Raw genomic sequence first — 19566 nt, forward strand, 5'->3', positions numbered from 1 at the left:
GGCACGCCCGCCATAAACATAACCGATTCCCGGTACACCTGTTTCAAAGATGGGGTAGATCTGACCGTTTTCCGTATAGGTCACCCCGCTGACCACCTTCCCTTTCGGTTCATACACTACAGTTTTAATGGCGCGATAAGGAACGCACCCATCGAACGTGTAATAGCCACTCCATGATATAACGGGCGACGATCCTGGCAGAATGGTCCCTGGTCGGTAAGCGTCTGCCCCGCTGCTAAGACTGCTCGGTACAGTTAGCGTAGGCGTGGGAGGCCGATTTGAGGAGCATGATTGTGCGTGGGCTACCGCCGGGAATATAAGCACCAGCGACAGAAGCCATTTCAACAGTCTCTTTGTGTACGTGTACGATCCAGCGGCACTCCTTTTCGTTTCCGGATAACTCATCCTGTTTCCCCCGCATTTCTTTCATTTCATAAATTTGGCGTTGCTCAAGCGTCGCGCGGCATCCTGAGCGTCCGAGCTCCCCGATGTGTACGGATGACGCGGATTTCTGGTTCCCCAGACGCCGACGAGTGGCCGACGTACATCCACGCGCCGTCACTTTGATCGTCCCTGGGGCTGAAAGATGGATGGGTTCTTCAGTGCGCTGTCTACCGCCCGCCCGCCGCGGCCTTGCGACGGCCATAGCCTGAGGCGGCACGGTGCAAGTGCCAGCGACAATGCGTCAGGAAGTATCCTGAAGTAGCTAGGATATCGAGATTGGAGGTCGTTTAGAATAGGACAAGTACTAAAACGCGTGCCGTCGACGACGCTACGTTTCGTCGTTAGCGCATCGAGGGCGGGTCGATGCCGCCAGCGGGCAAGGCACCCTCAATCGATAGGTTTTCAAGTGGCTATTGAGGCATTGTGAGCGGTGGGGCGGTAGGGCGAGACCGTTGGCAGTGCCGCCGTCAACGTCCCCTTGCCGTGATTACTGGTAACTCATCGTGAACGTAGCGAGACCGTTCGCCGATCCCGGTGTCACCTGCGCTGCCCTCTGGTAGTACTGTGCCTTGAACGGGATCGTCACGGTGTTATTGCCGTACTCGCCAATGAACCACTGATTGTGATTGTTGCTCGCGGAAGAATCGGCGCCAAACCAGACCACGCTATCGCTGCTGGCGCTGACGTTATCGTGCAGGCCGCCTGTGCCGCCAAAAGATGAAGAGATAAAAAGCCGGCTGCCGCAAAGCCAAGCATGGCCTTGCGGCGGCAAACCGCGCTTCTCTGATCAACGGAGGTCTTTCGTGGCACTACGATCTCCTCAGGGTTTACTGCGCCAGTCCAAAAAGCCAGCGCATCGCTTTCGAGAACCGGTTGACGCTATTGATACGAGAACGTGATCGTGCTGCGCGCCTTGACCGTCCCTGGTTTGATGGTCGGCTCGGTCTTCACATATTTTGCCGTCAGGGGAATGTTGATGTTGCCCCCCGACGCCGACGAGCGGCCTACAGACCATTGGTTGGTGTTTCCCTTCGCCGACGAATCCGGACCGAGCCCCAGCGGCGTCGTCGCGCCTGAGCGGAACATTTGAATGCCAACGCCGGTTGCGGTGGAACTGCCGGCCAACGTCAGCGCATTGCTGGTATTGGTCGGATTCGATGCATCCGTGAGTGTCGCGTACAGCCCCACATTGCCATCGCAATTCACCCCAATGGAGAAGGACGCCGATACGTCCGACACCGCGCCGACCGACTGCAGGCTATGGGATATCAAGGTGGGCAAGGCGACGGCATTGGTCGCTCCGGATGTCACCTTGCATCCACGCGTCGTCACGTTGATCGGCCCCGAGACTTGAAGAGCGGGGGTATCTGAATTGAGCTGTTTACCGGCTGCATCCAGCGGCCTTACGTCGGCCATCGCCTGAATCGGAATGGTATAAGAGCCAGAGACAAGGCGTCCTGAAACAACCAGGATAATCCGATGCTCCATCCTCATGACATTCGCATTCCCGGTGTATACCACCGTTGGGCCAGGACCAATCGGAACCCATGCTGAAGAGGCGGGAGGGGTGGGGCTGGCGGTGGCGGCACGCCCGCCAAGAACATAACCGATTCCCGGGGCACCTGTTTCAAAGATGGAATAAGTCTGACCGTTTTCCGTATAGGTCGCCCCGCTGACCACTTTCCCTTTCGGCTCATACACTACAGTTTTAATGCTGGGAGCAGGAACGCACCAATCGTAAATGTAAAGGGCACTCCGTGCTATAACGGGCGACGATGATGGCAGCATGGTCCCTGGTCGGTAAGCGTCCGCCCCGCTGCTAAGACTGCTCGGTACAGTTAGCGTAAGATACTCAGGCCCAGTTGCAGAGCAACCAGACTGTGCGTGGACTGCTGCCGGGAAGATAAACAGCAGCGGCAGAAGCCATTTCAACAGTCTCTTCGTGTACGCGTACAATCCAGCGACACTCCTTTTAGTATCCGGATAGCTCATCTTGTTTTCCCCACATTTCTTTCAATTCGTAAATTTTTCGTTGCTCACGCGTCGCGCGGCATCCTGCGCGTGCGAGCTTCCCGATGTGTAGGGATGACGCGGATTTCTAGCCCCCCAGACGCCGACGAGTGGCCGACATATATCCACGCGCCGTCACTTTGATCGTCCCTGGGGCTGAAAGATGGATGGGTTCTTCAGTGCGCTGTTTGCCGCCCGCATCCCGCGGCCTTGCGACGGCCATAGCCTGAAGCGGCATGGTGCAAGTGCCAGCGACAATGCGTCAGGAAGTATCCTGAAGTAGCTAGGATATCGAGATTGGAGGTCGTTTAGAATGGGACGAGTACTAAAACGCGTGCCGTCGACGAGGCTACGTGTCGTCGTTAGCGTATCGAGGGCAGGTCGATGCCGCCAGCGGGCAAGGCGCCCTCAATCGATAGGTTTTCAAGTGGCTATTGAGGCATTGTGAGCGGTAGGGCGGTAGGGCGGTAGGGCGGTAGGGCGAGACCGTTGGCAGTGCCGCCGTCAACGTCCCCTTGCCGTGATTACTGGTAACTCATCGTGAACGTAGCGAGACCATTCGCCGGTCCCGGCGTCACCTGCGCTGCGGTCTGGACTTTTGAAAACCGGTCGGCGCTATTGATATGAGAACGTAATCGTTCCGATCGCGCTCACCGTGCCAGGCTTCATGGTCGGTTCGGTCTTCACATATTTTGCGGTCAGGGGAACGATGATGGTGCCGTTCGACGCCGATGTGCCACCGACATACCATTGGTTGGTGTTTCCCTTCGCCGACGAATCCGGTCCGAGCCGCTGTGCTGTCGTTTGGCCCGAGCGGAATATTTGAATGCCCACGCCAGTGGCGGTGGAATTGCCGGCCAGCGTCAGCGTGTCGCTGGTATTGGCCGGATTCGAGGCGTCCGTGAGTGTTGCGTACAGCTCCACGTTGGCGTCGCAATTCACTCCAATGGAGAAGGATGCCGATGCATTCGACACCGCGCCGACCTCCTTCAGGCTATGTGTTACCAAGGCGGGCAACACGACGGCATTGGTTGCTCCGGATGTCACCGTGCACCCGCGCGCCGTCACGTTGAACGTTCCCACGCTCCTGAAATAGCCCATATCGTTAACAGTGGTGCCATTTCCAAGGGTCGACCTAACTAAGGACATCTTCTGTTCTGGAATGGTGTACTTGCCCGTGGCAACGCGTCCTATTGCAACCAGGCTAGCCCGTTGGTAAACGGTTAGAGTAGGAGAAGATCCGGAAAATATCTCCGTTGTCCCGGGTTTAACCGGGGTCCATGGGCCTTTACTTGATAGACTCACGCCAAATGCATAGCCGACTCCAGGTACCTCTGTTGCATAGACGGGGTAAGTCTGGCCTCCATCCGTATAAGTCACCCCGCTAACCACATTCCCATACGGATTAATAATTATACTCTTGACGTACTTTTCCGCGCATTGAGGACCATAGTTGAACGCGACAAGAAACTCTGAAGCAGGCGCCGTCGATGGAAAGAGAATTCCTGGCTGGAATTTGTCCGCCGATTCGTTGAGGTTGGCTGGTAAAAACAGATTAAGCCCGCCGATCCAGGTTCGAAGACAGTCGTCCGCGGCCTTGGCTGTCGCCGGCAAAATAGCCACCAATGGCAGAAGCCATTTCAACAGTCTCTTCGTGTACGCGTACAATCCAGCGACACTCCTTTTAGTATCCGGATAGCTCATCTTGTTTTCCCCACATTTCTTTCAATTCATAAATTTTTCGTTGCTCACGCGTCGCGCGGCATCCTGCGCGTGCGAGCTTCCCGATGTGTATGGATGACGAGGCTACGTTTCGTCGTTAGCGTATCGAGGGCAGGTCGATGCCGCCAGCGGGCAAGGCACCCTCAATCGATAGGTTTTCAAGTGGCTATTGAGGCATTGTGAGCGGTAGGGCGGTAGGGCGAGACCGTTGGCAGTGCCGCCGTCAACGTCCCCTTGCCGTGATTACTGGTAACTCATCGTGAACGTAGCGAGACCATTCGCCGGTCCCGGTGTCACCTGCGCTGCCCTCTGGTAGTACTGTGCCTTGAGCGGGATCGTCACGGTGTTATTGCCGTACTCGCCAATGAACCACTGATTTTGATTGTTGCTCGCGGAAGAATCGGCGCCAAACCAGACCACGCTATCGTCGCTGCCGCGCAGAATCCGAATGCCGACGCCCGTCGCCTTGGAATTCGACGACAGGGTCAGCACGCTGGATCGATTCGACGGGTCGCTGGCGTCCGTCATCGTCATATACATCCGCGTGGCCGTGCCCTGCGAGCCTCCCGAGCACTGCAGCCGGATCTCGAACGGCCTGAGTTCGGTCTTCGTGCCAACGGCCTTGAACGCGTAGGTCGGAATCGAGCCAAGCGGCACTGCGACGGAGGGCGTTGTCACCTTGCATGTCGGCACCAGCGGCCTGATGGGGAGCGAGCCGGTGATGAAGATGCGCCGGATTACCTGGTTCTGTTGATTGACCAGCGTCGTCGTGCCGATTTCGCCAGTCAGTGCCCCCGCCGCTGTAATCCGGCCGGTTTTGACCAGTTCCACGGTGAAGTCTCCGCCGCCTTTGAAGTTGACCCCGTTTACCGTCCAGGTGAATCCGTTCGGCCACCATTGGTCCGGGACAGCGCCGCCCTTGATGCGCACACCTATACCAGCAACCGACGTGGCATAAGTGTTAAAGCGCCCCACGGGCCCCTTGCCATCATAGCTGGCTTCTAAGTAGGTGGGACATTCGACCTTGCCGGCTAGGCCCGTTGCTTGCCCCGTACCGGAAAAGACAACCGTCCCGTCGGGAACGTTAGGATCAAACGTGGCGGAGTCCCAAGCGGGAAGATCGACCCTCAGGTAGTCGACGTACTGACCGCCGGCGAATACCGTACAAGGACCCGCCTGCGCTGCCGAAAGATGAAGAAATAAAGAACTGGCTGCTGCAAAGCCAAGCATGGCCTTGCGGCGGGAAACGGTGTTCCTCTGATCCATGTCTGGATCGTTCGGGAGATTCATCTTGTTTGCTCCTGCTCTCTTTCGCAAAATCTGCGGTGCGCAAGTGTCGCGCCGCGTGTCCGGTCCTTTCTTTATCGACGCGGCTGATTCGACGCGTAGTTCGGACGCGGCGCGCCATCGGCGCAGGCTGCGTCGATGCGCTGCAGCGGCTGCAGCCCCGCTTTTTTCTTTCGCTCCGGCAGGGTGTAGGGGACGTGGCAAACCGACGATTCGTCCTTGCCCCACCTGACGGTCAGTTCGCCCTGCGACTCCAGGCCGCGCGCGAAGATCTTGCCCATCTGGCCGACGGAGCCGACTTCCTTGCCTTGCTCGTTGACCACGGTGGCGCCAAACGGGAGCGGCCTGCCATCCGGCCGCCGGGGCTGGATCAGCGCGGAGCGCCCGGACTCGGTGGCAAACTTCAGCATCGGGACGGATCCCGCCAGCGGCGCCACGCGCTGGCTCGTTTCCTTGAGTTCCACATCGGTCGACAAGCCCTTCGGGTCCAGCTCGACCATGTTCATATTGAACGGCGTGAGGTACGGCACGATCGCGTAGCCTCGGCTATCGATCCGCACGCCCGACGCGTTGGTCACCCGCGCGCCTTCCGCTCCCGGTGCTTCGACAATCGCAAACGTTTCCGACAGCGGCTGCGACAGCGTGACGCCGCCCGGATGCGCTACCATGGCGCCACGTGCGGACACGGAGGCCTGCTGGTAATCTGCGCCCCCGCTGACGCTGGCGCTGAGTTCGGCATTCGGGGCGCGATACATCACGTTGGCGCCGCCATTGGTCGTCGAACTGCCGTTGCCGTTCGCGTGATTGGCGTTCAGGCCGTAGGAGAAATTGTTGTCCACCCCGGATGCGCCGGAGACCGACGTCTGCAGCTGGGTGCGCCCGGCGGTATCGTGCAGCATGTTCCCGGTCATCGTCACCGGCGACTTGCCGCCCAGCGGAATCGTCAGGCCGACGTAGTACAGCGTGCTCATCTGCCCGCCGGAGTTGCGCTGGCGGGTGGCGGATACGCTGTAGCCAAGATTCTTGTAGGCGTTGCTGTAGCCCACCGAATAGCTGACGTCCGAGCCGCTGCGGTTCCAGTACGTTGCCGTGGACGCGGTGGCATTGATGTTGCCGCCGCGCTCGCCGAGCCGCTGGTTGAGCGTCAGCGACGCACGATTGCGCTGCCGGTAGATCGTGTCGATGGACAGGCCGCGCTCGGCCTGCTCGCGGGCGAGCATGGCGTCGTTGAGCCCGAAGTAGCCGGCCGTCGAATAGCGGTAAGCCGCGATCGAGACGTTGGTGCCGGTCGCCACCACGTTCTTTGCATAGCTCACCCGTACGCTGGAGCCGTCGAAGCGCTTCACGCCCGGGATCGAGGTGCGGGCCTGCGTAATGTCGCCGCCGAGCGCGCCAAACGAGGTATTGAGTACGCCGCCGGCCATCACGGACACGTAGCCTTCGGCCACGGTGATACCGCCGTAGCCGGTCAGCAGGTTGGTGAAGCCGCGCTGCCAGGTGCCCTGGGTGAAGAGCGGGTTCTTCGAGCTCTGCTGGTTGCGCACCGCACCCGCCACCACGCTGTAGCGGCTGGTGCCAGGACGCAGCGACAGCGGCACGGCCGCATACGGCACGGTGAACGAATGCACGGAGCCGTCCGCTTCCGTGACGGAAACCCGCAGGTCGCCGCCGTACCCGGTAGGGTAGAGGTCGTCGATTTCGAACGCACCCGGCGCCACCGTGGTCTCGTAGAGCTTGACACCGTTCTGCGAAATCGAGACTTTCGCGTTGCTGTTGGCCACGCCGCGCACGACCGGCGCGTAGCCGCGCTGCGAATCCGGCAGCATCCGGTCGTCCGTGGAGATGCGCACCCCGCGGAACTGGGTGGAATCGAACAGATCGCCGGAGGTGTAGGACTCGCCGATGACGAGCTGCGACGACAGCGACGGCAGGCTCCGCTGCAGATACGTGGCTACGTTCTGGTACTTCTGGCGTCCTTTGTCATCCAGGCTGTACGACCCGTCGTGACGGAAATGCCAGCTCCCCAGGTTGGCGCCCACGTTCAGGCCCAGGTACCCCTGGGTCTGCGCGTGGCTGCCCTGGCTCTTGGTGCTGTAGACGTTGGCGTTGTAGCCGACCATGCCGACGGGGACGCCGGCATCCCACTGGTCGGGGCTCACGTAGCCGCGGGCGTTACGGATCAGCGAAATCTGCGGAATGCTGAGAGTGAGGCGCTGCTCGCCGAAGTCGAAACTGGAGCTGGCGTCCGGAATGGCTTGCCCGAGGCGCACGCAGCCACCCGGCTCGGCGAAGGAGGCCTTTACATGGTGAGGCAGCTTGCCGAGATTGACCCCGGCCTGCTTGAACAGCGCTTCACTGAAGCAGGGCTGGGCATCCGCTGAGCCGGGCACGGCCTTGAACGGCACGCTGGCGCGACCCACCCAGTTCTGGTCGACGTAGACATCGACGCTGTACGTGCCAGGCGGGACGATATCGCTGCGCTGGAACTTCGACAGATCCACGGTGCCGCCGCTGTTGTTGAGGAAACCGCCCTCGAACTCAAGTGGCTTGGACTGGATCTGCGCGATCTGGAACGGCTCCGGCGTGCCACCATCCGCGTTCGCATTGCTCTGCCAACCGGCCAGGCTGGTCAGGAGCAAAGCGCATATTGGCCGTAACTGCGGCGTGTGGCCAATATCGGAATTCGGACGCTGAATCGGCGGCATGGAAAACACTCCGGAAGTAGATCATCAGGCGATCATGGATCGGACCAGGCCATCGGCTCTACGGTCCGACCTTGCCGCCCGACATTGATGCGTGGCGCACGGATGCGCGACGCTTACTTGTGTGAGATTTCTGTTGAGCCAGCAGTGAAGCTGGTCGGGATGCGCTTGCCGCGCTAACCGCGCTGACGGCGCTGACCGTGCTAGCAGGACAGGCTAGTGCCGTGGGTCGATGGCGACGGGCACTTGCGTATTATTGTTGCCGCCCCAGTCGTCGATGCTGCTGAACTCGACCGTCGCATCCGCGGCGGGCGGCGATTCCAGCCCGTTGATCGGAAACGTCTGCGAGGCGCCGGGGCGCACATGGCCCATGCCTGCATCGAACGTCTTTCCACCCATCTTCAGCTGGACACTGCCGAGGCTGACGACATAAGGGCTTGGGTTGACGGCTTTCAGGACATACTGGTTGGCTTCCGGGCCCCTGGCTATTTGCCACTTGAGCCGTGCCGGGGCTTCCTCGGCTTTACCCGGCAGTCCGGCCGGCCGGTACATCAGCTTGATCCGCGTGCGAAAGGCAACCTGGAGACGATTGCGATCGTCTTCAGCGGCTGGCTTCGGGGGGACGTCCAGCACGTTGAGCCAGAACAGCGACTCCTTGTCGGTCGGCAACGGCTCATTCGTATAGATGATGCGCAGGGTCTGGCCTTTGCCGGGCTCGACGCGGAACATGGTCGGCGTGAGCGTGAACGGCACGTCGATCTTGTCCGGGGATTCATTTTCGTTCCCGGTATCGATCCAGGTCTGGACCAGGGAAGGGATGCGGCCATCATTGGTGACCTTGATGGTCACCTCGCGCTCTTCCGCGGGAAAGATGACGCGCGTGCCTGACACAACGACGGCTGCGGCGGCCGATGTCGCGATCGACGCGGACACAATCGAGGCGGAAACGATTGCCATCGCCCTTGATAACTTCGACTTCGGAATGCTGAGTGTCATATAAGTATCCTTTGCGTTGTTACCTCCTGTCGCAAGCCGCTGGCCGGGGCCGGCCAGACGGCTTGCAAGCTCGTACGTCAATCCCCGGAGACCAGAGACTCGTCCTCGCGCTTACGGGTACATCAGGGTGTATTGCACGAACGAGTTCGCGGTACCCGCGGTTGCCACGCCGGTTGCCGTGTATTCGGCGGCGTAGCTCATCTTTGCGGCGCCGGTGGTGCCATCGATGGCCACGACCTGCGAGTTCTGGTCGGTGCTGGCTGCACCCACCTTGATCGGCGCGGACTGATCGTTCAGGATGCCGATTTCCACGTTGGTTGCGGCGTCGGCGCCTTGCAGCTTCAGGCGGCCGGTGTCGGCGTTGACGCTGGTGCCCGGTTCGAAGGAAACGGCGACCTTGGTGGGTGCATCCTTGGCGACGGAGCAGCCCGTCAGCGCGAGGACGAACGGCGTGCGGCCGGCGGTGGCGCCTGCCTTGGACAGCGTGTTGGTACCCACGCGCGGCAGAGCCACGGCCAGGTCGTTGGTGCCGGCGTTGATCTTGCAGGTGGAGGCGATCACGCTGCCGGTGAAGTTGATCGTACCGTCAGCAGCTTGCGCCGAGCCAGCTGCGGTCATCAGGCCAGCAGTTGCCAGGGTGATTGCCAGGATTTTCGATTTCATTTTCAGTTTCCTCTTAGAGGTTGTTAAAAGTAAGTTGCAAGGGTTGCCTGATATGCATGGCCACTCAGCAATATCGCGAGCGAATGGCCTTGCATTCATGCAAGGGTCGAGGCCGCACACTCGTTCATGAGTGATTACCTCGGTACTGAGTGGCTCACAGCCGGTACTGTGGGCGACCCGGTATCAGGGAAGCCAGCCAGAAGATGGCGGGGTGCCGCTGCGAATGCGGTTCATCAATGCTGGCTATGACTAATGTCATTGCCATACTTGATGAGATCAACATTGCTCTTTATTCCGAGCTTTCGCATGGCGCTCATCTTTTGGCAGCTGATTGTCTGCTTGCCCTTCTTGAGAAGGACTGCGATTTCACCGACGGTCAAGCCCGATATATACAGGCGCATCACCTCGGTTTCGCGGGCCGAGAGCGGTTGTGACCGATCGATGCTGGACTGCAGGCACGCTAGCGCCAGGCGGACCCGTGGAGAAATATATTCCCCGCCTGAAGCGCTGACATGAATGGCAGTGATTACCTCTGTTGCATCATCATGCCGACCCACGATGGCGGAGACGCCAAGGGCCAAAACAGACTTGATGATGGCGGGCTGCTTGTACCTGGTCAGTACAACAATCTTTGCATTTGGGTGAAGGCGGCGAAGGCGGGATATATAAGACAGCCCATCTCCGGATTCTCCTCCACGAATGGAGTAATTGGTTACGATAACATCGCAATTGACGTCGGATAAAGTACTGAAGAGTTCAGCTGCCGATTCGCATGACGCTACGACATTGATCGTCGAAATTGAATTTAGTGCGCATTTCAAGCCATCCAGTATCAATGGAGTATCGTCGGCTATCGCCACGTTTATATTTAACTTACGCATATTAACCATGGCCCCTTTGTTTGCTGATTGTCTGGTTATCCCCTATAGCGATGGTGGCGTGTGGAGTTGCAATATGGGTATCTTCTACGATTCCTGGTCCGAGATACATAGGACATGTACGAAATTTTCAGGACTTAATAGGACAAGTCCTAATTTTTACATTTGTTGACACTTTCCATCCCCAGGTTCACAGGCCGGAATTCCATCAGATCTCTGTCTGCGCCCTGGCCTCTCCGGCGACGTCAGGGCGCGCTGTGCCGCGGGTTTCCGGGCGGTGGTCCGTGTTGCGGGCGCTACATAACAGCGCGCAAGTGGCCGTCATGCCGGGCTTGCGTTTCGCTATGCCGTTGGGGCTGGCACTTGAGCGAGGCGCAAGGATGGCTGGCGGGGCGGCCGCGGCGAAGCGTTCAGGGCGGTTCATGAGGCAAGGCCTTGTTGTGGCGGATAAGAGCCGGGAGGCGGTCAGGAAAGGCAGGGCGTGCGGCTGCTTATGCAGAAGCCACGGCGAAAACGCCAGCGACAGCGCCAAGGGGAAGGCCACACCACGGATCGCCACAAATCAGCGCGATCCGCTTCCGTTCAAAGGTCAAAACGACGACAGGCAACCGTAAGTGACGGCAGGCGGCAGGGCCATGCGCCGTATCAGCTGGCGGAGAAGAAGCGGACGATGGCGTCTTGCCGGATGGCGGGCGATATCAGGAAGCCTTGCGCTCTGTGGCAGCCACACTCCTGGAGCAGCCGCAGTTGGGCTTCGGTCTCCACGCCTTCTGCCACAACGGTCAGGCCCATCTTGCGCCCAAGCTGCACCACGCTCGATAGGGCGGCACGGAAGGCATCGATCATGATGGCGTCCTTGACCATGGACCGGTCCAGCTTCAGCTCCGTGAAGGGTGTCGCCACCAGTCTGTAGAAGGAACTGAAGCCGCTGCTGAAATCATCCTGGGCCAGGCCAAAGCCGTGCATGCGCAACCGGCATGCGCCCGCGTAATAGTTGCTTTCCTGCGCCTCCATGGAGTCTTCGGTCAACTCGAAACAGATACGCCGTGGATCGCCGTTGGCCGCCATTACCTGCGCATGCAATCGATCCGGAAGATCCGGGTCATCCAGCAGCTTGGTCGTGAGGTTCACGGAGACGGCAATATCGTGGCCGCAGGCCTTCCACTCTTGTTGCGCGGTGAGCGTCTGTGCCAGCATGGTCTGCAGCAGGAGGGCCTCAAGCCCCTCGCGCTCGATGGCGGGCAGGAAGGCACCGGGCAGCAGCAGCCCGAATTTCGGGTGTTCCCAACGCACCAGCGCCTCCGCAGCATGGCCCAGGCCGTCGACCAGCGCGTACTTTGGCTGGTACCAGGCTTGCATTTCGCCGTTTTCCATGGCGGCGATCAGGGCATCGCGGTGAAAATCCGGAGTGTTGCCGGGACGGGCGGGACGGACGCGCTTCACGCTCTCGCCGTACGCGCCAAGCGCGGCATGCACGCCTTGCTGGGTGAGCGGCTTCGGCAAGGTGGCCATCACCGCGATGCCCCGCGACTCGGCGACCTTGCGGGCGCCAACCAGTATCGGCCGCGGCGCGGTGCTGGTGATGACCAGCGCCGGCGCGATCGCGGACGTAGGCAGGCTCTGGATGATCTGGATGCCGTCAACGCCGGCGATATTGAGGCCGGTGACAACCAGGTCAAAAGGGCATTCGCCCAGGCGCTGCAAGGCTTTGGCTCCGTCGGTGTAGCCTTCCACATGATGGGCGCCCTGACAGGCGAACATCTGCATCGTGGTGGAGAGGTGCAGCGGATTCTCTTCCACGACCAGGATGCGATGACGGCTTGCGCAGCCCGGGCCGGCTGGCTTATCGTGGGCGCGCGCGCCACAACTATGCAGTGGCGTGCCGTGGCGTTGGGCTTGATGCAGAGCGAGGGTGCTGAGAGATCCTTTCATGCCGACAGGATAAAAGGATGGCAGGCATTACTGAATAGGACGAGTCTGAATCTGCGGCTTGGAGTGAAAGAAATCGGCGCACCAGCCATGCGCGGCTGGCAAGCGAGGGGGGCATCGGCACGGATCGTATACCATTGATATGGTCTACTTCGCACTTATAGGCGGAAAAGTGATCGAAGAGCATCATTGCGACCGGGACTGAAACTCCCGGCGCCGTGTGGACCAAGAACTGTTGGTGGTGACGTTGCGCTATTTGCCATTCGCACCTTGGGGTCTTGTGCAACTTTCTACAAGCGTGGGCTTGATGGATGACTTTCATTTGCGTGTCATGGTGGCGGACGATCACCCAGTCACGTTGCTTGGCATTGCCCATTCGCTGCAGGGGGCCGGCGGCATCGAGGTAACCGGGACAGCCTCGAATTCCACGGAACTGGTCGATGCGCTCGACAAGCAGCCGTGCGATGTGCTGGTGCTCGACTATGTCATGCCGGACGGCAAGTACGGTGACGGACAGGCACTCATCTCGACGATCTTGCGGCGCTTCCCCGAGGTACACATCGTGACCATCACCATGGTGGACGATCCCTCGGTGCTGCGCGCCATCCAGACGCTTGGCGTGACCTGCATACTGAGCAAGTCCGATGCCATGGCGCATATCGTCACCGCCGTGCATGCCGCCTATACCGGTGGGCAATACGTGTCGCCCACCGTTGCGTCCTTGCTCGAAGACCAGGAGGACCCTGGCGCCACGCGCAGGCTGAGTGCCCGGGAGGCGGAAATCGTGAGATTGTTCCGGGCGGGCTACAAGGTGGGCGAGATTGCTGCCCAGCTGCATCGTAGCAAGCAGACCATCAGCGCGCAGAAGGTGGCGGCAATGAAAAAGCTCGGGGTCACGCGCGATGCGGATCTGTTCCGCTACAGCGGCAACGAGACTCAGCCGGAGTCGGAAGGCGGCCAAGAGGAAGCGTGACGTCGGGCCGAGCGCTCGATAGATCCAACAGAAGCAGAATGATGTCAACTTCGCCGTGAAACTGAAGCCCCTTGTCAAGCACCGCATTTCCCGCGGCCGCCGCGACTTCAATCCTGAGCTGATGAAGCGGTATCAGCTGACCCTGCTGTACGGCGGTGGTGCCGCGCTATCGGCTTTCATCCTGCTGTGCTCGGTGTTGGCCTTGTGGATGGCGGCCAGTGACTACAATGCGGCGGCGCGCGCTGGCTTTCTGACGCAGGAGTCCAGGCTCCTGGTCAGCATGACAGGGGCCGGCGCGGTTCTGAAGCGGGGCACGGGCTATGCGGAAGGCGTGTGGGACCGTCAGGCGCTGCCGTCGATAGCCTTGCGTGAGCAGTACCTTTCCAAGAATGGTCAGCTGCGCATCAGCCAGGATTCGGGTCGCCGGGTCTATGCCGTGGCCACCGAGGTCAGCGATGCCCGGCCCGCTGCGAGCTTCTTGCCGCTTCTGGCATTGGTGGAGAAGCAGATCAAATCCAGTGTCGTGCTGACGCGGACTCCCGAGCTCTCCGCGAACACCTATTTCTTGTCCGTGCAAGGGGATTTCCTGGCGGCGCTGCTCCGGTCGGGAAGCGGCTACGGTGTACCGGTGTCCCGCCTGCCCGATGCGCTCAGATTGTTCAAGGAGACCTGGCCAGACATCGTCAGCCTCACGCAGGCCGCGCTAGCCCATCCCGAAGCCACGCCGACGGACGTGATCTGGATGGAGCCGCAATTTGATCCGCTCTCGGGCGAGCTGGTGGTCCGCTTCGCCCAGTTCCTGTTTGACAGTGATGGCAGGCCACTGGCCATCGTCGTCGCCAACAGGCGTCCGGGCCGGTTCCTGAATGGCCTTGAGAATCCGGAAGAGGGGGGCGAGTTCGCCATTCTCGACGGGCACGGCAAGGTGCTGTTGACGCCTGACGCCGAGCGCAGCGACTTCATCAACCATGTGGCAGCCAAGCATGTCGTTGCGGCGCGGCCGGGCATGCAACAGACCTTCAGGGATGGCATCTTCAAGATCAGTGACCGCCTGCCGGGGACGGACTGGAGCCTCGTCTACGCTTATACGCCATACACGATCCTGGCCGGCCTGAAGTACCGCCTGCTGACGATCAGCGCCCTTGCCGTGGTGGGATGGTTGTTGCTGTGGGTCTGCATTGTCGTCTATAGCCGCAAGATCCTCCTGCCCTCGTATGAGCGCGCGGTGCGCCTGAAGGAGAGCCAGAAGCTCAACCGCGCGCTGATCCATACCGCGCCGGTGGGCCTTAGCCTGCTTGCGCAGGCCGATGGCAGTGTGATCGTGGACAATAACGTGATGGCCCGCTATGCCGAGCAGGTTGGCGAGCCGCCGCTGAACCAGCGCATGTGGGAACTCTATCGGCGCGCGTCGCAAGCGCGTGGGGACCGGCCGAACAGGAACCGGCCGCTGGTCGGCCAGGAGCTGACCATCGGGGCGGGCACGCAGGCCTTGACGCATCTGCTTGTCAACTTTACGCATGTCAAGTATCGCGGGGAGGCGGCTCTGCTTTGCGCGTTGCTGGACATCAGCGCGCAGAAGAAAACGGAGCAGAAGCTCAGGGAGGCGCGCCAGGCGGCGGACCAGGCCAACAAGGCCAAGTCCACGTTCCTTGCCACCATGAGCCACGAGATCCGTACGCCGCTCAATGCGATGATTGGCTGCCTGGAACTCATGGGGCGCTCGCCATTGTCCGCCGGCCAGCGGCGAAGGCTGGAGATCGTCGAGTCGTCGTCCGCCTCGCTGCTTCGCATCATCAATGATGTGCTGGACGTGTCCAAGGTGGAAGCGGGGCAACTGACGTTCGAGTCCATTCCTTTCCGTTGCGACCAGCTGCTGCAGAATGTGCGCGACACGTTCGCGCCGCTTGCGGAGGCCAAAGGCCTGGCGCTGACTTGTGACATTTCTCCCGGTGTCGCCGGCTACTTTCTTGGCGATCCGACCCGGATCCGGCAGGTGATTGCCAACCTGGTCAGCAACGCGATCAAGTTCACGGAATCCGGCCATGTGGTCGTTCGCGCCGCCTTTGTGCCAGACAACGAAAGATCTGTCGTGCAGTTCGATATCGAGGATACCGGTATCGGGATGGATCCGTCCGCCGTGCCGACCCTGTTCGCGCTCTACACGCAGGCTGACAACTCAATCCATCGACGTTACGGAGGCACTGGCCTCGGGCTGCCACTGTGCCAGCGCATTGTGGAGGCAGCGCAAGGGCATATTTCGGTCGAATCCACGCCGGGGCAGGGCAGTACCTTCACGGTCAGGTGGCCATTGCAACGCACGCAGGAGCCTCCCCAAGTCGTACAGGCCGGCGGAGCAGCGGCAGCCAAGGCATCGGACGCTGCAAGCGCGGTGGAGTCCAGTGACGGCAAGCCGCCCATCCAGGTGCTTGTCGCGGAAGACCACCCGGCAACCCGTGCCATGCTGGCTGACCAGTTCGAGCAACTCGGCTTTGACGCGACGATTGTCGAGAATGGCGCGAAGGCATTGGAGGCGCTTGCGCAAAAGCAATATGACATCGTGCTGACGGACATCGGCATGCCGGTGATGGATGGCTATGCCCTGGCCTCGGCCATCCGGCGGCAATATCCAGGCCTGCCTGTCGTCGCAATGAGCGCGCATAGCACGCCGGAACAGGCGCATCGCAGCCTGGAAGCGTGCATTTCCACAGTGCTGGTCAAGCCCTTGCCGCTGGCGGTGCTGGGGCGCGTTCTGCGGTCGCATGCGGGCCGAAGCGCGCCAAAGGAATCCGCCAGCGACAAGACATTGCCCGAATTGCCGGAGTTGCCGATCACCCCACAGGTGTGCGAGGCGATGCACACTGCCACGCGGGAGACAACGGCGGCGATGACAGAGGCCTTGCGGGCGGGCAACGCCGACGCAGTCCTCAATGCACTGCACTCGCTGAGCGGAGGCTTTGCACTGGTGGGAAATGCGACCCTGGCGGAATTATGCATCGGCCTGCAGCAGTTGGTTAGAAGCGAGGGTCTCGAGAGCTTTCAGGGACTGTGGCCGGCGTTCGAGCAGGAAATCGAGGATGCGCTGGGGGAGTTGAGGGCTTGACCGGTCATCGCGGCTGCTTGCGAATGCAGCCGCGGCAAATCGGCTCGCCAAGAGCCGCGGCGGAATGCCCCCTTGCGGGTATGCAGGCTAGCGCTCGGGATACGCACTCGATCATGGGTTGCTATTGCGCTACCATAGGCAGCTTTTTTCATGTTCTGCAAAGAGCTGGCGGCCCGGTCGGCACACGTTTGCCGGGTCATGCTCCCCGCTCTTTCAGCGCTCCACTTAAGGATATCTCCAATGTCGCTTCGCCTGTTTCTCCGACGCGCGGTGCTCTGCGCCGTCACGCTTGTTCCGGCCGCGCCGGCTCTTGCATACTTTGACACGTTCATCCATGGCACCGTGATCGGGAGCATGAGCCAAAAGGAAGCGGCCGCACTATACAAGGCGGTCAGCAAGACGCTGGACGATGGCGCCGACGGTGCGCAGGTGCCATGGACCTACCCAGCGTCAGGAAAACGCAAGCCGATCGAGGGAAATCTAACGCCGATGAACGGCAAGACCGACAAAGGGCAGTCCTGCCGCCAACTGAAGCTTCAGTTGAAACGGGCCGACCAGGAAGACAACTGGACCGGCTGGTTCTGCAAGCAGGGCGACGGGCGCTGGCGCTCGCGCAAGCTCAGCGACGGTTGAGCACCTGTCGTTCGGGTTCCACGCCGCACTGCTTAAGGCAGAGTTCCAGGCCATTAAAAGCATAGATATCGCCGTCGGCTACGCCATGTAGGGAGCCATCGGCATACTGGGAACTGCAAGTTGCGGCTGGCTGCTTTTCGGGCGCCGCCGGCAGGCTCGCGCTACGTGCCGCCGTACCCGGAGCCCTGCCATTGGCCGGGCTTGACCAGGACGGGCTCCTCTGGCTGCGCCATGAAATGCAGCGACATGATCTGCACGCCGTTGCGGTTGAACTCATCCTGGATCTCCGCGTGCAGCGATGACAGTGCCAGCGGGCGCAGGGTGGGATCGGCGATGGCGACCATCAGCTCGTACTCCACGTAGTAGTCGGACAGCGCGCGCTGGACCACGAACGGCGCGGGTGTCATGGCGACATGCTTCATGCGCGATGCGGCCGCCAGCAGCATTGCGTGGACCTGCCGCCATGGTGTGTCATAGCCGATGGTGACGGTGGTCGCCACCAGGGCGCCGCGATCGCCGGCATGGCGTGAGTAGTTGACGATGGGCGACGCCACCACGAGCGCATAGGGGATGGTGATCTCTTCATTGCGCACATTGACCAGCTTGACCGATAGCGTATCGATCGACACCACTGTGCCGGTGTTTTCTCCGAGCGCGACGAAATCGCCGCGTTTGAGCGCGCGTGAGTAGATCACCACCATGCCGCTCATCAACTGGTTGACGATGCCCGCCGAGCCGAGCGTGATCATGAAGCCGAACAGCACGCTCAGGCCCTTGAACACATCGCTTTGGGAGCCGGGCAGGTAAGGGTAGGCAAAGACGAAGCCGAGCGCCCACACCAGCAGCACCACGACACGGCGCGTGGCGCCGGCGGTTTCCTGATGCAGGCCGGGCAGGTCGAGCCTGCCGCGTACCGCGGCAGCGAAGATGTTGTTCACCATGGCATGCACGGCGCGCGTGATCAGGAAAATCACGATGGCGGTGATGATGCCCGGCAGGGCTTCCACGCACGCTAGCGCGATCCGGTTGAGCATGCCCAGCAGAAACGCACCCAGGCGGCTGCCCATGGGCTGCGAGGCCGGGAACCGCTCCAGCACGAAGATCAGCCACAGGTAGAGCAGCAGTGTGAACAGGCACAGCGCGAGCAGTTGCACGAGTTGCCGCGCCAGATGATAAGCCGTCCCCGTCCAGTCGAAGCCCCGGGAAGTGCGGCTCAGCAGGTGGGCTTCCAGGATGCGTTGCATGCCGGCATACGCCCACGCGCGCAGGCGGGCACTGGTGTCTAGCTCCAGGCCGGTGCCCAGCGTGGTCAGGTTGGTGAACCCGAGGATCTCGGACTGACTGCCCAAATAGCGCGAGTGCGACAGCTCCAGCACATAGCGCACAGGGCGGTCCAGGGCACGCAGGCCGGTGGGCGCCCGCCAGCGGGCATACAGATTGGCAGTCTGGGCGGAAGCGGAGCCTTGCACCGCATTGGCACTGCCGCCGAAGCTCTGCAGGTGGATATTGGTGTATCGCAACTCGACGTCCACCTCATGGGTTTCCCGGGAGTGCTCCCAGTCCAGCATGACAGAGCCGCCCAGCCCGTAGGCGCTCAGGGTGCCGTGGTCGAGGAAATTGAGCTGCCGGTCGGTGATGCGCTCGGTGACAAATTTGGCCACGGAGAGATCGCTGGCCACGTAGCCGAGCGAGATGTTGAAAATCGGCCGGAACACCAGTTCCTTGTTTTCCGTCAGCGGGAAATCCCAGCCTATCCCGCCGGTGGCGGAGACGGTATTCCACCGGGCTGGCACGGATCTCGACTCGGTGCCATTGGTCGCAACAAACTCGGGATCGTACCGGCTATAGGCAATCGCGCCTTCCAGGTAGATCGGAAACGATTTGCTCATGGTCGCGCCGCCGCCGAGTTGCGACATCACGATACCCGGGTTAGGTTAGCTGCCAATTGTGCGGTTGCGCCACCGCCATGCCATTCAAATTCCTTTGTGACGAGATGAATTCTTTCGATCGCACGATCCATGGGCGTGGCGCAGGCGCCAACGCGGCGGGAAGGCAACGGGAAAAGTGGGCCAATCTCCGCAAGATGTTCTAGATTCGTTCTGTGTGTTTCACCAATTTGTTTACGGTGGACCACAGAGATATTGAATTGCCAGGCGCGCGTGCGGCGGCTTATCGTGCTGGCAGGCTGGTTTCCGTAGAAGCCGCCGGGTGCCGTTGGGCGGGTTGAGG

13 protein-coding genes and 1 pseudogene are annotated in these 19566 nt (G+C 60.9%); 3 read left to right on the forward strand and 11 right to left on the reverse strand.

Annotated features, from left to right (window positions below):
• Positions 1-931 precede the first annotated feature (931 nt).
• The 9 genes from A9975_RS13150 to A9975_RS13190 all read right to left on the reverse strand — a co-directional run bounded on the left by A9975_RS13150 (position 932) and on the right by A9975_RS13190 (position 12502).
• Complete coding sequence (locus A9975_RS13150) at positions 932-1216, reverse strand: fimbrial protein (protein WP_183033167.1); 285 nt, start codon at positions 1214-1216, stop codon at positions 932-934.
• A 107-nt stretch (positions 1217-1323) separates the two neighbouring features.
• Positions 1324-2145, reverse strand: a complete 822-nt coding sequence (locus A9975_RS13155) for a fimbrial protein (protein ID WP_183033168.1) — start codon at positions 2143-2145, stop codon at positions 1324-1326.
• A 924-nt stretch (positions 2146-3069) separates the two neighbouring features.
• Entirely contained in the window at positions 3070-4158 is a 1089-nt protein-coding gene (locus A9975_RS13160; protein WP_183033169.1) for a fimbrial protein, read from the reverse strand.
• 261 nt (positions 4159-4419) lie between these two features.
• Positions 4420-5466 carry a fimbrial protein gene (locus A9975_RS13165; RefSeq protein ID WP_255503188.1) on the reverse strand — a complete coding sequence of 349 codons (1047 nt, stop codon included), beginning with the start codon at positions 5464-5466 and terminating at the stop codon, positions 4420-4422.
• Between the two features lie 71 nt (positions 5467-5537).
• Positions 5538-8168 (reverse strand): fimbria/pilus outer membrane usher protein, encoded by a 2631-nt coding sequence (locus A9975_RS13170; RefSeq protein ID WP_183033170.1) that lies wholly within the window; start codon positions 8166-8168, stop codon positions 5538-5540.
• Positions 8169-8381: 213 nt separating this feature from the next.
• Positions 8382-9161 carry a fimbria/pilus periplasmic chaperone gene (locus tag A9975_RS13175; protein ID WP_183033171.1) on the reverse strand — a complete coding sequence of 260 codons (780 nt, stop codon included), beginning with the start codon at positions 9159-9161 and terminating at the stop codon, positions 8382-8384.
• A gap of 111 nt (positions 9162-9272) precedes the next feature.
• On the reverse strand, positions 9273-9824 hold the full coding sequence (locus tag A9975_RS13180) for a fimbrial protein (RefSeq protein WP_183033172.1): 552 nt from the start codon (positions 9822-9824) through the stop codon (positions 9273-9275).
• A gap of 233 nt (positions 9825-10057) precedes the next feature.
• Positions 10058-10714 (reverse strand): response regulator transcription factor, encoded by a 657-nt coding sequence (locus A9975_RS13185; protein ID WP_183033173.1) that lies wholly within the window; start codon positions 10712-10714, stop codon positions 10058-10060.
• 633 nt (positions 10715-11347) lie between these two features.
• On the reverse strand, positions 11348-12502 hold the full coding sequence (locus tag A9975_RS13190) for an EAL domain-containing protein (RefSeq protein WP_183033174.1): 1155 nt from the start codon (positions 12500-12502) through the stop codon (positions 11348-11350).
• Between the two features lie 436 nt (positions 12503-12938).
• On the opposite strand from A9975_RS13190, the gene A9975_RS13195 reads away from it, so the two are divergent.
• The 3 genes from A9975_RS13195 to A9975_RS13205 all read left to right on the forward strand — a co-directional run bounded on the left by A9975_RS13195 (position 12939) and on the right by A9975_RS13205 (position 17337).
• Positions 12939-13604: a response regulator transcription factor gene (locus A9975_RS13195; protein ID WP_183033175.1), complete on the forward strand. Its 666-nt coding sequence runs from the start codon at positions 12939-12941 to the stop codon at positions 13602-13604.
• 208 nt (positions 13605-13812) lie between these two features.
• Complete coding sequence (locus A9975_RS13200; RefSeq protein WP_183033176.1) at positions 13813-16704, forward strand: ATP-binding protein; 2892 nt, start codon at positions 13813-13815, stop codon at positions 16702-16704.
• A gap of 240 nt (positions 16705-16944) precedes the next feature.
• A complete protein-coding gene (locus tag A9975_RS13205; RefSeq protein WP_183033177.1) occupies positions 16945-17337 on the forward strand; it encodes an RT0821/Lpp0805 family surface protein in 393 nt (130 codons plus the stop codon).
• Positions 17338-17498: 161 nt separating this feature from the next.
• Here the strand turns inward: A9975_RS13205 and A9975_RS13210 are convergent, their stop codons facing one another.
• The gene (locus A9975_RS13210) at positions 17499-18581 is read right to left on the reverse strand and encodes a mechanosensitive ion channel family protein (protein ID WP_370564539.1); all 1083 of its coding nucleotides are present in this window, start codon (positions 18579-18581) and stop codon (positions 17499-17501) included.
• A 27-nt stretch (positions 18582-18608) separates the two neighbouring features.
• Positions 18609-19268: pseudogene (locus A9975_RS13215) on the reverse strand (hypothetical protein); the annotation flags it as partial.
• Between the last annotated feature and the right edge of the window lie 298 nt (positions 19269-19566).

The organism is Cupriavidus sp. UME77 (genome assembly GCF_014170355.1).
Lineage (GTDB): Bacteria > Pseudomonadota > Gammaproteobacteria > Burkholderiales > Burkholderiaceae > Cupriavidus > Cupriavidus basilensis.